We start from the raw sequence: 14,525 nt of genomic DNA, 5'->3' as shown, positions 1-14,525 counted from the left end.
ACGGGTCACGCCTCCGTGTCGGCAGCGAGGGCTTCGAGGTCCGCGAGCACCAGCTCCTCGACCAGGTCGGCCAGGGCGGACACGGTGCGCGCGGTGAGGACGTCGCGTGGGGACAGGTCGACGCCGAACGCCGCCTTGGTCCGGGACGTGATGTGCAGGCTGCGGATCGAGTCGCCGCCCAGGGTGAAGAAGCTGTCCTCGACCCCGACGCGGCCGACGCCGAGCACGTCCGCCCAGATGGCGGCGATCGCGTCCTCGGTCTCGGTGCGGGGTGCCACGTAGGCGGAGGACGTGACCGCGTCGCGCTCGGGCGCGGGGAGCGCGACGCGGTCGAGCTTGCCGTTCACCGTCAACGGCAGGCTTTCCAGTGCGACGAACGCGGCGGGCACCATGTGGTCGGGCAGGACCTCGGCCGTGTGGTCGCGCAGCTCCGACGCCGTAGTCGGCTTGTCCGGCACGAAGTACGCCACCAAGCGTTGTTCGTTCGCCACTACAACGACCTGGGCGACGGCAGGATGCGCGGCGATCGCCGATTCCACCTCGCCGAGTTCGATCCGGAACCCGCGGATCTTCACCTGCTGGTCCGCACGGCCCAGGTAGTGCAGCGCGCCGTCCTCCCATCGGGCCAGGTCCCCGCTGCGGTACATGCGGGAACCGGGTGCGCCGAACGGATCCGCGACGAACCGGGACGCGGTCAGGCCGGGCCGGTCGAGGTAGCCGCGGGCGAGGCCGGGTCCGGCCACGTACATCTCGCCCGGCACGTGCGGCGGCACCGGGTTGAGGTCGTCGTCGAGCACGTAGACGCGCAGGTCGGGGATGGGCACGCCGATGGAGCCGTCCGCGTGCGTCCAGGTGACGTGCACGGTGGTCTCGGTGATCCCGTACATGTTGACCAACGCGCCCGAGCCGCGCCAACGGGAGACCTTGCGCACGTCGAGGGCTTCACCGCCGAAGATCACGTACCGGACGTCGAGGTCGGGCGCGTGCTCCAGCAGTTCGTAGAACGCCGACGGCGTCTGGTTGAGCACGGTCACGCCCTCGTCGTCGATCAGTCGGGCGAAGTCGCGGGGGGATCGGGTGACCTCGTAGGGGACGACCACGAGTCGGCCTCCGTGCAGGAGCGGCCCCCACAGTTCCCAGACGGAGAAGTCGAAGGCGTAGCTGTGGAAGAGGGTCCAGACGTCGTCGGGTCCGAAGCCGAACCAGTGGTCGGTCTGGGAGAACAGCCGGACCACGTTCGAGTGGGGGATCACGACGCCCTTGGGGCGGCCGGTCGAGCCGGACGTGTAGATCACGTACGCGGCGTTGTCGGGTCGCAGCGGGACGTCGGGCGCGTCGGTCGGCAGCCCGGAGAGGTCCGGCAACCGGTCCAACGTGTGCACTGGCCGGGCGTCTTCGAGGATGTGCGAGACGCGCTCGGCCGGTGACGAGGCGTCCAGCGGCAGGTAGGCCGCGCCGGACTTCAGCACGCCGAGCACCGCGACCACGAGGTCGAGCGAGCGCGGGAAGCGCAGCGCCACCAGCGTTTCCGGGCCGGCGCCGGCCGCGACGAGGTGGTGCGCCAACCGGTTCGCGCGCTCGTCCAGCTCGCGGTACGTGAGGCGCCGGCCCTCGCACGTCACCGCGACGGCGTCCGGGGTGCGGGCGGCCTGGGCGGCGAACAGCTCGGGGATCGTGGTGGTGATCGGCTCGCCGACCGCCGTGCCGTTCCAGTCCACGACCACCTGGCGGACCTCGTCCTCGGCCAGCCACGGCACGTCGGCGATCGGCCGGTCCGGGTCCGCGACCAGGCCGACCAGCAGCCTGCGCAGCCGGTCGCCGAGCCGGCGCACGGTGGCGCGGTCGAACATCGCGGGCTCGTAGCCCAGCAGCACGCCGAGCCGGTCGGCCGGGTAGACGGTGGCGCTGAGCGGGAAGCTCGTGGTCTCGACCGCGGCCAGGTCACGCAAACCCATGCCCTCGGCCAGGTCCACCGGGTAGTTCTCGAACACGACCGCGCTGTCGAACAGGCTCGTGCCGCGCTCGACCTCGCTCCACGCCTGGATGTCGGCCAGCGGCACGTGCTCGAACCGCCGCGCCTCGACCTGGGCGTCCTGCAACGCGCGCAACCAGTGGGCCACGGGCGTCCCGCCGTCGACCCGGACCCGCACCGGCAGGGTGTTGATGAAGATGCCGGTGATCTCGTCCACGCCGGGCAGTTCCGCGGGCCGGCCGGACACGGTCGCGCCGAAGCACACGTCACGCCGGCCGGAGGAGCGGGCCAGCAGCAGCGCCCACGCGCCCTGCACGATCGCGCTCGGCGTGACGCGGTGCCGGCGGGCGAACTCGTACAGCGACGCGGACTCGCCGTCGCTCAGCTCGACCCGGAACCGTTGCGACGACGTGCCGTGCTCGGCCGGGCGGTCGGCGGGCAGCGGTGTGGGCGAGTCGAACCCGGCCAGCACCCGCCGCCAGTGCTCCCGCGCGGCGTCCTCGTCCTGCGCGGCGGTCCAGGCCACGTAGTCGCGGAACGGCCGCCGCTCGGCCGGCTCGCCCAGCACGTCGGACAGCACGTGGAAGACGCTCCAGCCGTCGAGCAGCACGTGGTGGAACGTCCACAGCACCTGGACGCTGGTCGGGGACAGGCGGGCGATCGCGACCCGCATCAACGGCGGCGTGGTCAGGTCGATGCCCTCGGCCCGGTCCTCGGCCAGCAGGTCGCGCAGCCGCTGGGCACGGGCGTCCTCGTCCAGCCTGCTCCAGTCCAGGACCGTGACCGGCACCCGGACGTGCTCGTGCACCACCTGCAACGGCTGCCGCACGCCCTCCCACAGCACGCTGCTGCGCAGCACGGGCGTCCGGTCGACCACCCGCTGCCAGGCGGCGGCGAACGCGGCCGGGTCGGTCACGCCGTCCACGACGAACGTGGTCTGCTGGAAGTAGACGCCCTTGTCGCCGAGGCCGTGGAACACCATGCCCGCCTGCATCGGGGTGAGCGGGTAGGCGTCCTCGCCGGTGATCAGGTCCACCTCGGCCTGGGTCAGGCGCGCCAGCGGGAAGTCCGACGGCGTGCGGCCACCCGCGCCGGGCTCGGCGCAGTGCGCCACGATGCCGCGCAGCGCGGCGGCGAACCCGTCCGCGAGGTGGGCGACGGTGTCCCGGTCGTGGGCGTGCTCGCTGTAGTGGAAGGTGAACTCCAGCCGGTCGCCGCGCACCTGGCCGACCACGTCGAGCAGGTGGGGGCGCGGCGCGCGCGGGTCGGCGGACAGCTCCAGGTCGCGCTGGTCGGCGTCGAACCGGCCCAGGTAGTTGAACGAGACCCGGGGGTCGCAGGCGGGCGCGGTGCGGGCCAGGTGGCGCAGCGCGCCGTAGCCGAGGCCGCGTCCGGGCACGGCCCGCAGCTGCTCCTTCACCGACTTGAGCGCGGCGCCCCAGTAGCCGGGCGTCCGCTCGCCGTCGGGCAGGTCGAGCGCGACGGGGAAGACGGTGGTGAACCAGCCGACCGTGCGGGACAGGTCGACGTCGGCGAACAGCTCCTCGCGGCCGTGGCCCTCCAGGTCGACCAGCACGCGCGACCGGCCGGTCCAGTCGGCCAGCACCCGGCCGAGCGCGGTCAGCAGCACGTCGTTGACCTGCGTGCGGTAGACGCCGGGCACGTCGCGCAGCAGCGCGTCGGTCTCCGGCTCGGTGAGCCGCACGGTGACCTCGCGCTGCGAGCCCACCGTGTTCGGGCCGGTCCGGTCCACCGGGATGTCGGTCGGCGTGGCGGCCACCGCCGCCCAGTGGGCGAGCTCGGCGTCGAAGCCGTGCCGCGCGTGGTCGGCGAGCCGGATCGCCCAGTCGCGGAACGACGTCGTCTTGCGCCCGACGCGGACGGCCTCGCCGGCGCGGGCCTGGCGGTAGGCGGTGGTCAGGTCCTCGACCAGCACCCGCCACGACACGCCGTCGACGACGAGGTGGTGCGCGGTCAGCCGGACCGACTCGCCGTCGAGGACCTCGGCCCGCAGCAGCGGCCCGCGGGTGAGGTCGAAGTGCTCCAGCGCCAACGGGTCGGCGCCCGTGACGGGCCCGACCACCTGGCGGTCGCCCTCGAACCGGGTGCGCAGCGCGTCGTGGTGCGCGACCAGCGCGGTGAGGGCGGTGCGCAGCGCGGGCACGTCGAGGTCGCCGTCCAGGTCGACGACGACGGACTGGTCGAAGTGCTCCGGCCGCACGGCGTGGCCGTCGAGGAACCAGCGCTGGATCGGGGTGAGCGGCGCCTCGCCGGTCACCGCGCCCTGGTCGGCGGTGGGCGGCAGGTCCCGGGTGACGTGCGGCGCGATCGCGGCGATCGTCTGGTGCGCGAAGATGTCCCGCGAGGTCAGCACCAGCCCGGCGCGGCGGGCGCGGGTGACCACCTGGATGCCCAGGATCGAGTCGCCGCCCAGGGCGAAGAAGTTGTCCCGCACGCCGACCCGGGCCGCGCCGAGCACCTCGGCGAACACGTCCGCCAGCACGGCCTCGACGGGCGTGCGCGGTGCGACGTAACGGACTTCGGCGCGGTCGTCCGGCGGCGCGGGCAACGAGTCCCGGTCGAGGTGGTCGAGGCCGACGACCGCGGCGGGCACGGCGTGCGCGGGCAGCACCTGGCCGAGGAACCCCCGCAGTGCCGAGGGGTTCACCGGCGGCGTCACGTAGGCGACGAGTCGCTTGTCGGCCACGACCACGGCCGCGTCGGCCACCTCGTGGTGCCGCCGGATCGCCTGCTCGACCTCGCCGAGGTCGACCCGGAAGCCCCGGATCCGGACGGCCTCGTCCGGCGCGAAGTCCAGTGCGGTCAGGTCGCGCAGCGGGCGGTCCGGGTCGTCCACCACCAGGCGCAGCAACGCTTCCAGGTCGTCGCTCAGCGACTCGATCGTGGCGGCGTCGAACAGGTCGGTGTTGTACTCGACGGTCAGCGCGAGGTCCTCGCCGCGCGGCCAGAACTCCACCACCAGGTCGAACCGGGCCACCGGGCGCGGGAGGTCGTGCTCGGCGGCGGTCAGGTCGCCGAACGCGGCGCCGGGCAGCAGCGGCTGGTGCAGGGCGACGACGGCCTGCACGAGGGGCGTGCGGCTGGGGTCGGGGTCGGGCCGCACCTCCTCCACCACCCGGTCGAACGGCACGTCGTCGTGCGCGAAGGCCTCCAGCGCCGTGTCCCGCACCTGGTCCAGGAACGCGGTGAACGGCAGGTCCGGGTCGACCCAGGAGCGCAGCACGAGCGTGCGGACGAAGAACCCGACCGCGCGTTCCAGGTCGGCGCGGTCGCGGCCGGAGCTGACCGTGCCGACCGCGACGTCCCGCTGCCGGCTGCGCGCGGACAGCAGCACCTGCACGGCGGCCGTGAGCGTCATGAACAAGGTGGCATCGTGCGCCCGGCCCACGACCGCCAGCCGGCGGACCAGGTCGGCGGGCAACGGCCGCCGCAGCACCGCGCCGGACGTGGTGCGCAGCGGCGGCCGGGGTCGGTCGGTGGGCAGGTCCAGCGCCTCGATGCCGGCGAGGCGGTCGCGCCAGTAGGCCGGGTCGCCCTCGGGCCTCGACCGGTCCCACGCGGTGAAGTCGGGGTACTGCACGGGGGGATCGGCCGGGCGCCCGCCGGCGTAGAGCTCGGCCAGCTCCGCCAGCAGCACCTGCACCGACCAGCCGTCGGTGATGATGTGGTGCTGGACGAGGGTGAGGAGGTGCTCGTCCGGGCCGAGGGGGCTGAGCACGGCGCGGGTGAGCGGGCCGCGGCGGAGGTCGAAGGGCTCGTCCAGGCCGAGCTCGGTCGGGCCGGGTTCGGTCGGGTTGGGTTCGGTCGGGTTGGGTTCGGTCGGGCTCGGGGTGGTCGCGCCCGGTGCGGCTCCGGTCGGCTGGGGCTGTCTCGGTTCCGTCCGGCTCGGGGTGGTCGCGCCCGGGTCGGACGCGCTTAGGTCGGTCGCGCCCGGGTCGGTCGCGTCCGGTGCGGGCAGCACGCGCAGCGGGATCGTGCCGTGCTCCGCGACGATCTGCACCGGCTCGTCGCCCACCACGTCGAACGTCGTGCGCAGCGCGTCGTGCCGGCGAGCCAGCGCGTCCAGCGCCTCGGCCAGGCGTCGCACGTCCAGCGGACCCGTGAGCCGGATGCCGACCGCGGTGTTCTGCTCCGCCGTGCCGTCCAGCGAGAACAGGCGGCGCTGCGCCGAGGACAGGGGCAGCGGCTTGACCCGGGGCACGCGGGGGATCGGCGCGCCGTCCTGGTCGGGCAGGGCCTCGGCGAGCGCGGCGACCGTGCGGTGGTCGAACATCGCCCGCACCGGCAGCCCGCCGAGCCGCGACAGCGCCCGCACGGCCAGGATCGAGTCGCCGCCGAGGGCGAAGAAGTCGTCGTGCGCGCCGACCTGGGGCACGCCGAGCACGTCGGACCACACCGCGGCGACCCGCCGCTCGGCCGCGGTGCGCGGCTCGACGTGGTCCTCCGGGACGTCGCCGACGACCGGCTCGGGCAGCGCGTCCCGGTCCAGCTTTCCGTTCGGCGTCAGCGGGAACGCTTCCAGCGCGACGAACGCCGAGGGCACGAGGTAGTCCGGCAGTCTGTCGACGAGGTGTTCCCGCAGACCCGCCGTCTCGCCGATCACGTACGCCACCAACCGCTTCGGCTCGCCGCGCGCGACGACGACGGCGTGCTCCACGCCGGGCCGCTGCCGCAGCAGCGCCTCGATCTCGCCCGGCTCGACCCGGAAGCCCCGGATCTTCACCTGGTGGTCGGCCCGGCCGACGAACTCCAACTGGCTGTCGGCGCGGGTGCGGACCACGTCGCCGGTGCGGTACATGCGGGCGCCGGGCTCGCCGAACGGGTCGGGCAGGAACCGCTGCGCGGTCAGCCCCGGCCGGCGGAGGTAGCCCCGGGCCAGGCCGACGCCGGTCACGTACAGCTCGCCCTCCGCGGCGGGGCGCAGGTCGTCGTCCAGCACGCGGACCTCGGTGCCGGGGATCGGGCGGCCGATGGGCGGCGTGCCGCCCGGCTCGAGCGGCTCGCTCCACGACGTGACCACTGTGGACTCGGTCGGCCCGTAGGCGTTGATCATGCGGCGGCCGGGGGCCCACTTCGCCACCAGGTCGGGCGGGCAGGCGTCACCGCCGACGATCAGGGTGCGGAAGGAGGGCAGCTCGACGTCGGGCACGGTGGCCAGCGCCACCGGCGGGATCAGCGCGTGCGTGACGCCGAACCCGGCGATCACCTCCGCGAGCTGGTCGCCGAGCAGCGGTCCGGGCGGCGGCACCACGAGCGCCGCGCCGGCGGGCAGGGCCATGCACAGCTCCAGCACCGAGGCGTCGAAGCTGGGCGAGGAGAACTGGAGGACCCGGTCGCCCGGTCGCACGTCGAAGTGGGCCACCTCGGCGGCGGAGAACGCGGGCAGACCCCGGTGCGGCACCACGACGCCCTTCGGGCGGCCGGTCGACCCGGACGTGTAGATCACGTACGCCGGGTCCTCCGGCCGGATCACGACGTCGGGCGCGGTGGCGGGTGCGGCATCCGGTGCGGTGTCGGGGTGATCGGCGAGGTACGGCTGGTCGGAGAGCACCAGCAGCGGCTCGGCGTCGGAGACCATGAACGCGATCCGGTCGGCCGGGTAGTCCGGGTCGATCGGCAGGTACGCGGCGCCGGTCTTCAGCACCGCGAGCCGCGCCACGACGTTGTCCACCGAGCGCGGCATCGCCACCGCCACCACCTGCTCCCGCCGCGCCCCCTTGGCGAGGAGCAGGTGTGCGAGTCGGTTCGCGCGTTCGTCGAGTTCCCGGTAGCCGACCACACCTTTGGCCGATATGACCGCGGGTGCGTCGGGACTGCGCAGCGCCTGCGCGGCGATCAATTCCGGCAGTGTGCGGGCGTGCGTCATCGCGAGAGGTGCCTTTCTGGCTCGGGGGCGCGGCTTACCCAATACCGCTGGAGTTCAAACGTGAAATTCAGCCCGTTTTCGCGACCTGCCTGCGGGCGAGTCGCCCGCCGATCTGGATCCACCGGATACCGCCGTCACCCGGGTCGCGCAGGAAACGCCCGGTCTGGTTGGTGTCGCCGGTGTCGGAATCGCGCATCGCGAAGACGAGGCCGTCGAACAACGACAGGTCGGCGAACGGCTCGCCGTCCACCGTGAGCGCCAGCCGCTCCCGGTCCACGGCGCGCACGGCGTATTCGACATCGCCGTTGCGGAAGCGCCCGGTGCAGTCCGGCGGAGGGGCGATGGGGCGGTCCAGCCCGCTCATTCCGTCGTAATCCGCCACCGGCAGGCCCGCGTCGGCCAATTCCGGCACGAGCTCGCGCCACAGGCCCCAGCCGCTGCTGCCGTTGGTCGTCAGGGCGACCGCGGTGCCGTCGGCCGGGTTGATCCGCAGGTGGCACGACGTGCCGTCGGCGGTGCCGTCGTGGCCGACCCAGCGGACGCCGTCGCGCTGGAACAGCGCCAGGCCGAGGCCCCAGCCGTCGGCCATGCCGAACGGCTCCGCGTGCCGCACGGGCTCGCGCATGAGGGCGAGGTCGTCCGGGCTCATCAGGTGCGGCGCGCCGCCGCCGAGCATCCGGCCGAACGTCACCAGCTCCGCGGCGCTCACGGCCAGGGCGCCGGCGGGCGCGTCGACCGGCGTCAGCGACTGCGCCACCGGCACCACGCGGCCCGTGGCGGTGTTGACGGCGTGGCCGCTGACGACGTCGGCGTCCGGGCTGGTGATGAACCTGGCGCGCACCCCGAGCGGGCGCAGCAGGACCGCCTCCACCGCCTCCGACCAGGACATCCCGGTCGCCACCTCGATCAGGTGGCCGATCAGGGAGTACCCGATGTTGGAGTAGGAGAAGCCCGCGCCGGGCTCGTGCAGGGGGTGCAGCTCGCGCAGCGCCTGCCGGACGTGGTGGCGCAGCGAGGTCGTGCGCACGTCCTCCGGATCCGACGGCAGGCCGCCGGTGTGGCTGAGCAGGTGGCGCAGCGTGAGTTCGCCGGCCGCCACCCCGGGCAGGTGGTCGGACAGCGGCGCGTCCAGGTCGAGGTCCCCGTCCGAGACGAGGGCCATGGCGACGGTCGCGGTGAACGTCTTGGTGATCGAGCCGATGGGCACGGCCGCGTCGGCGGCCAGGCCCACCTCGTGCGTCCACGTGCGTCCCTCGTGGTGCACGGCGAGCTGCGCCCCGGGCACCAGGTGCTCGCGGGTCAGCGTCGCTAATCGGGTGGAGATCCGGTCGGTGTCCATGCGTGATCCTCTGAGAATGAGCCACAGTGTCAATGAGTAACCGGGCCGCGGGCCCAACGTTGGCTGTCGCCGGGAGATCGTCGCGACCGCCGAACGGAGCATTTGCGGAAAGGTCTCTCCCCATTTTGAGGGGAGGGTGACCCCGCGTCAGAAGAGACACTTCAGGGATTCACTCGAACGGCTGGTTTGGACCGTGTGGTCTCGTAAAGACGTGCAGTACGCGAGGGTTATTCGCAGTCGGGTGTCAACGGGTTGAGCGGGTCGGTAGCCTGTCCATCAGGAGCCTGTACGAAATGTCTTCGTGCTCCGTTCAGATGGATTTTCGTCGAGGTTATGAGACAGCCGTAACCTTCTTTGTCTGGCGTCGTTTGACGTTACTCGGGCGTAGCGCGGCGGGCACGTCGGCGGAAGCGTGCGGCGGTGGCGTGCGAAGGTGGGCGTGCGAAGGTGACGTTCGGCACGGTTGATGATTGGCGGACCGGGTGAGGGGTCGGGACGGGGCCGGTTCGGTCCTGGGGGTCCTGGGGGTCCTGCGCGGGAGGGCGCGTCAGTCGCGCTGGACCTCGTGGTGCAGGACCTGCATCCGGGCGTCCAGCTCCGCGGCGATGGCGGCGGTGGCGGTCAGCTCCTCGACGAAACCCGCGGGCACCTGGTCGTCGTACTTGTAGTAGAGCTTGTGCTCCAAAGTGGCCCAGAAGTCCATCGCGATGGTCCGCAGCTGCACCTCGACCTTCACGTGCTCCACCCGGTCGGACAGGAACACCGGGATGCGCACGATCAGGTGCAGGCTGCGGTACCCGTTCGGCTTCGGCTCGGCGATGTAGTCCTTGGTCCGCAGGATCTCCACGTCGCTCTGCCGGGCCAGCATGTCCCGCACGCGGTACACATCGGACACGAACGGGCACACCACCCGCACGCCCGCCACGTCGTCCAGGTGCTCGGCGGCCAGCGCCAGGTCCGCCGGCAGCCCCTTGCGCCGGAGCTTGTCGAGGATCGCGTCGGGCCGCTTCACGCGGTGCGTGACGTGCTCGATCGGGTCGTGCCGGTGGACGAGGTCGAACTCCTCGCTGAGGATCCGCAGTTTCGTCATGAGTTCGTCGACCGCGAACTTGTAGACCACGAGGGACCGCCGCAGCAGGTCATCCGCGACGCCGATGTCCATGATCCCCACGATACCGGCCGGCCGGTCGTCTAGGATGCCGGGCGTGAACACCCACTGGCACGTGGTCCTTCCGCCGCCGTGCGCCTGACCGGGCGCACTCGCTGACGCACGCCTTCACGCCTGCCTGACCCGATCACGCACGCCTCGATCCGGTCACGCGGTGCGCCCGTTCGCGTCCTCTTCCCTCTCGTCTCGCGAACGGAGACCTCGTGTCGACCTCTGCCGTGGAAACACGTGCTCGTTCCACCCGCGGACCCCTGCCGATCCTGGCCGCGTGCGTCCTGTGGGGCACCACCGGCACCGCAAGCTCGATGGCGCCCGCCTCCGCACCGGCCGCGGCCGTGGGCGCGGCGGGTCTGGTGGTGGGTGGCTGCTTGCTGTTCCTGACTGCTCGCGGCACGCGTGCCGTGCTGCGGACCGCCGACTGGAGGTTGCTGCTGCTCGGCGCGCTGACCGTGGCCGGCTACGCGCTGGCGTTCTACCCGGCCGTCGCGCGCACGGGCGTGGCGGTGGGCACCACCGTGGCGCTGGCCACCGCGCCGATCGTGCTGGGGCTGCGGTCGAGGCCGCTGCTCACGTCGGCCGCGGTGGTCGGGTGCGCGGTGCTCGTGCTGGGCGGCGGCGACACCCGCGTCGACCTGGTCGGAGTGGCGTTGGCGCTGGTCGCGGGCTTGTCCTACGCCGCGTACTCGGTGATCTGCGCGCACCTGATCGGGCTCGGGCACCCGTCCCGGGCCGTGGTGGGCGTGGTGTTCGGTGGCGCGTCGGCCCTGACGTTGCCGGTGCTGGTGGTGATCGGCGTCGGCTGGGTGGCGAGCCCGTCGGGGCTGGCGGTGACCGCGCACCTGGCGGTGTTCACCACGTTCGCCGCGTACCTGCTGTTCGCCCGTGGGCTTCGGCACACGGGCGCGGCGGCGGCGACCACGTTGACGCTCGCCGAGCCGGCGGTGGCGGCGGTGCTGGGCGTGGTCGTGCTGGACGAACGCCTGCCGCTCGTGTCGTGGTGCGGGATGGGTGTGCTCGCGGTCGCGCTGGTGGCGCTCGCGCGGCGGTGAGGTGACCGGGGCCGGTGTCCCGGGTGGACACCGGCCCCGGGTGTCGCTCGTGCTTGGATGTCGCTCGTGCCCGGGTGTTACAAGTGCCCGGGTGTCACTCGTGCAGGGCCAGCACCCACTCCTGGCTCAGGTCGCCGCGGCGCGTCTGGACGTCGACGCGGGGTGGGTAGATCATCTTCGGTGACAGGTCGAGGGCGAACCCACCGTTCCAGGTCGCGATGGTCACGCGGTTGGGCGCCGAACCGGTGCGCACGACCCACGAGTACGGATAAGGGCCGGCGACGACGGCCCGGTGGTCGGCCGGTTGTCCCTCGCCGGGCGTCAGGTAGAGGCCGGTGCCGAGGTTCCTGATGAGCTGGGTGGTCCGGCTGTCCCTGACCAGCTCCCACTCCTGGTAGCCGGGCAGGCCGATCGGCGGCAGGAGGACGGTCGGCGCGCCCTGCTGGCTCGACAGGGGGGTGAGGTGGGCGTCCTCGTCACCGCCGAAGGTGATGCCGTACACCCCGTCCGGGACCATCGCGCGTGGTGCGGCCGTGGTCGAGGCGGTGGCCGAGGGCGCTGTGGTCAAGGCCACCACCGCGCAGACGGCGGCGGTCCACGCGACGATCGTTCTGGCGGCACGTCGGAGAAGCATCAGCGGTCCCTTTCATGAGGTGCGCCCCGGACAGGGCGTATCTCATGGCTTACCGCCATTCGGACGTGACGGCAGTGCTCCGACCGGTGGTGTCGCCTGATCGGGCGGGGTGGGGTGCTGCGCGTCGGGTGTGAGGTGGCGTGGGTCAGTCGGGGCGGTGCGCGCCGCCGCCCAGGCCGTAGAGGATGCGCTGGATGACCTCGGGGTCCACGTTCGGCTCGTCGCCCAGCTGCTCGGCGGCCGGGGAACGGCGGGGTTCGCGGCGGGGCAGCGGCACGGCCGAGGCGTTCATGCCCGACGGGAGGGCCAGTTCGCACCACGCCAGGTGGCCGCCCGCGGTGAGGTCGACCAGGCCGGCGCGGGTGCCGGCCAGCTCCGGCGGCAGCGCGACGCGGTTGCCCTCGACCTCGACCACCAGGTAGGTGCCGGTCAGCCGCAGGCGCACGAGGAGGAAGCCGGGCGCACGCCGGTCGGCCACGTCGACCGCGGCGCCGACCAGTCGGCGGACCGTCTGCGCGGCCTCGTCCTGCATCGCGCGCAGGCGCCACTCGCCCAGCGAGAAGCGGACGAACATGTCCGCCACGTTCACCGCGGTGGGCAGCGCGACGAGTCGAAGGTCGTCGACCTGTTCGGTCTGGGCGTTCACACCGATCCTCCTCGCCTGCGTCCGGCGCGTGCTGCGCCAGATGGTGCCATGAGTGCGTCCGATGTCACCCACGTGGTCTACGACCGTGAGCGGACTGTGTCCGCATCGAGTTCTACAGCTTCAGTGCCGACCGAAGCAAAACTCTGGTTTCACGACCTACTACGGGTGGAGACGGTTCGCGGTTCAGGCAGGTTGCGGCGGCACGCCAGAAACTACCGAAATGCTCGGTGAAATGGAATGACGCTCGGGTTCGCCCGGTCCAGCGACTTGCCCTGACGCAGGGTAGGGGGAGGGGAAGGGGAGGTGGGGGAGGGTCGGTCGAGCAGCGCGAAAGGCCCGCCGGTGTCGGCGGGCCTTTCGGTGAGGCTGGGGCAGGTCTGTTGGGTCAGGCCTGTCGGTCAAGCTCGTGGGCGAGCTCGTTGGGCGAGCTCGTCAGGTCAGGCCTGCTTGACGGCCTCGATCTCCAGCAGGATGGTGATCTTGTCGCCGACGACCGCGCCCGCCGGGCCACCGGTCACGCCGAACTCGCGGCGGTTGATCTCGGTGGAGGCGGAGAAGCCGACGACCTTCGCGCCCTCGAAGCCGTCGCCGAAGCCGTTGATCTCCAGCTCCAGGGTCACGGGCTTGGTCACGCCGTGCAGGGACAGCTCGCCGTCGACGAGGAAGCCCTCGCCGTGGGCGCGCACGCCCGAGGAGGTGAAGGTCAGCTCCGGGAACTTCTCGACGTCCAGGAAGTCCTCGCCCTTGACGTGGGCGTCGCGCTGGTCGTTGCGCGTGTTGACCGAGGCGGCGTCGATCTTCGCGGTGACCGTGGACTCCAGCGGGTTCTCGGCCGTCACGATCGTGCCCTCGAAGGTGCCGAAGTGGCCGCGGACCTTGGACACGCCCAGGTGGCGAACCACGAACGAGATGTCCGAGTGCACCGGGTCGATCGCCCACGTGCCCGCGAGGTAGCCGGGGATCTGCACAGTCTGCGAGGTCATGGATGGTCCTTCTGGGTTGGTCTGGTTGAACTCTCAACAGAACATAGCGCATCCTGGTTGAAGGTTCAACAACGGCCGTATGATGGAGGCATGAGCGACGTGCGGTGGCTGAGCGCCGAAGAGCAGCAGGTGTGGCGTGCCTTCATGACCGCCGTGACCAAGTTCACCGAACACCTGGACCGGCAGTTGCAGCGCGATTCCGGGATGCCGATGGCGTACTACGAGATCCTCGTGGCGCTGTCCGAGGCCCCGGAGCGCTCGCTGCGGATGAGCGAGTTGGCGGCGGTGTGCCACTCGTCACGGTCCAGGCTCTCCCACGCGGTGGCCCGGCTGGAGAAGGAGGGCTGGGTCGAGCGGCAGGCCTGCCCCTCGGATCGGCGTGGCTCGATCGCGGTGCTCACGGACGTCGGGTTCGGGGTGTTGGAGCAGGCGGCGGCGGGGCACGTGACGGCGGTGCGGGAGCACCTGTTCGACGTGTTGACGCCGGAGCAGTTGCGGTCGTTGGCGGAGATCAGCCAGGCCGTGGACGCGGGGTTGACGACGGAGTGCGCGAAGGTGCGGCGGGAGGAGTTCGCCGACCTGTGAGGGGGCGGGTTGTGGGGGGCTGGTTGTGAGGGGGCGGGTTGTGGGGGGCTGGTTGTGAGGGGCGCTGTGGGGTGCGTTGTGCAGGCCGTTGGTGAAGATCAAGGGCGTTGAAGAGCGAAAGAGTCCTCGCCGGACGGGCAGATCAGCAGGATGACGGGCCGATGGGTGGTTCGGCGGCGGGTCCGTTGTTGGTCGGGTTTCGTGTCATCCCACCGACCTCCCTACGGGCTACCACACGTATCAAGGGGGCGGTTCCAGCCCA

General features: G+C 72.3%; 8 protein-coding genes. 2 read left to right on the top strand and 6 right to left on the bottom strand.

Translation table 11 applies throughout. The annotated features are described in order from the left end of the window. Positions 1-5: 5 nt before the first annotated feature. The 3 genes from AB0I91_RS33060 to AB0I91_RS33050 form a co-directional block, all read right to left on the bottom strand. Complete coding sequence (locus tag AB0I91_RS33060; protein WP_499640473.1) at positions 6-7,832, bottom strand: amino acid adenylation domain-containing protein; 7,827 nt, start codon at positions 7,830-7,832, stop codon at positions 6-8. Between the two features lie 94 nt (positions 7,833-7,926). Next, positions 7,927-9,198, bottom strand: a complete 1,272-nt coding sequence (locus AB0I91_RS33055; RefSeq protein ID WP_498785267.1) for a serine hydrolase domain-containing protein — start codon at positions 9,196-9,198, stop codon at positions 7,927-7,929. A 547-nt stretch (positions 9,199-9,745) separates the two neighbouring features. Beyond that, positions 9,746-10,360 carry a GTP pyrophosphokinase gene (locus AB0I91_RS33050; RefSeq protein ID WP_498785269.1) on the bottom strand — a complete coding sequence of 205 codons (615 nt, stop codon included), beginning with the start codon at positions 10,358-10,360 and terminating at the stop codon, positions 9,746-9,748. A gap of 209 nt (positions 10,361-10,569) precedes the next feature. On the opposite strand from AB0I91_RS33050, the gene AB0I91_RS33045 reads away from it, so the two are divergent. Further along, positions 10,570-11,415 carry an EamA family transporter gene (locus tag AB0I91_RS33045; protein WP_499617828.1) on the top strand — a complete coding sequence of 282 codons (846 nt, stop codon included), beginning with the start codon at positions 10,570-10,572 and terminating at the stop codon, positions 11,413-11,415. Positions 11,416-11,509: 94 nt separating this feature from the next. Here the strand turns inward: AB0I91_RS33045 and AB0I91_RS33040 are convergent, their stop codons facing one another. From AB0I91_RS33040 to AB0I91_RS33030, 3 genes are all read right to left on the bottom strand, one after another. Further along, positions 11,510-12,049, bottom strand: a complete 540-nt coding sequence (locus AB0I91_RS33040; RefSeq protein ID WP_498785273.1) for a ricin-type beta-trefoil lectin domain protein — start codon at positions 12,047-12,049, stop codon at positions 11,510-11,512. Between the two features lie 145 nt (positions 12,050-12,194). Continuing rightward, positions 12,195-12,695, bottom strand: coding sequence for an ATP-binding protein (locus tag AB0I91_RS33035; protein ID WP_499617826.1), 501 nt, complete (start codon positions 12,693-12,695; stop codon positions 12,195-12,197). A 437-nt stretch (positions 12,696-13,132) separates the two neighbouring features. Further along, on the bottom strand, positions 13,133-13,678 hold the full coding sequence (locus AB0I91_RS33030; RefSeq protein WP_499617825.1) for a YceI family protein: 546 nt from the start codon (positions 13,676-13,678) through the stop codon (positions 13,133-13,135). A gap of 90 nt (positions 13,679-13,768) precedes the next feature. Here AB0I91_RS33030 and AB0I91_RS33025 point away from each other — a divergent pair, with 90 nt between their 5' ends. Next, positions 13,769-14,263, top strand: a complete 495-nt coding sequence (locus AB0I91_RS33025; RefSeq protein WP_498785279.1) for a MarR family winged helix-turn-helix transcriptional regulator — start codon at positions 13,769-13,771, stop codon at positions 14,261-14,263. Positions 14,264-14,525 lie beyond the last annotated feature (262 nt).

The organism is Actinosynnema sp. NPDC049800, assembly GCF_040656635.1.
GTDB lineage: Bacteria > Actinomycetota > Actinomycetes > Mycobacteriales > Pseudonocardiaceae > Actinosynnema.
Note: the sequence above shows the minus strand (reverse complement) of the source record. Positions and strands in the feature narration are given on the sequence as shown.

What these genes read in the sequence shown, in the direction of transcription:
- AB0I91_RS33055 (WP_498785267.1), bottom strand. Translation starts at nt 9,198, where the DNA reads ATGGACACCGACCGGATCTCCACCCGATTAGCGACGCTGACCCGCGAG.
- AB0I91_RS33050 (WP_498785269.1), bottom strand. Translation starts at nt 10,360, where the DNA reads ATGGACATCGGCGTCGCGGATGACCTGCTGCGGCGGTCCCTCGTGGTC.
- AB0I91_RS33040 (WP_498785273.1), bottom strand. Translation starts at nt 12,049, where the DNA reads ATGCTTCTCCGACGTGCCGCCAGAACGATCGTCGCGTGGACCGCCGCC.
- AB0I91_RS33030 (WP_499617825.1), bottom strand. Translation starts at nt 13,678, where the DNA reads ATGACCTCGCAGACTGTGCAGATCCCCGGCTACCTCGCGGGCACGTGG.
- AB0I91_RS33025 (WP_498785279.1), top strand. Translation starts at nt 13,769, where the DNA reads ATGAGCGACGTGCGGTGGCTGAGCGCCGAAGAGCAGCAGGTGTGGCGT.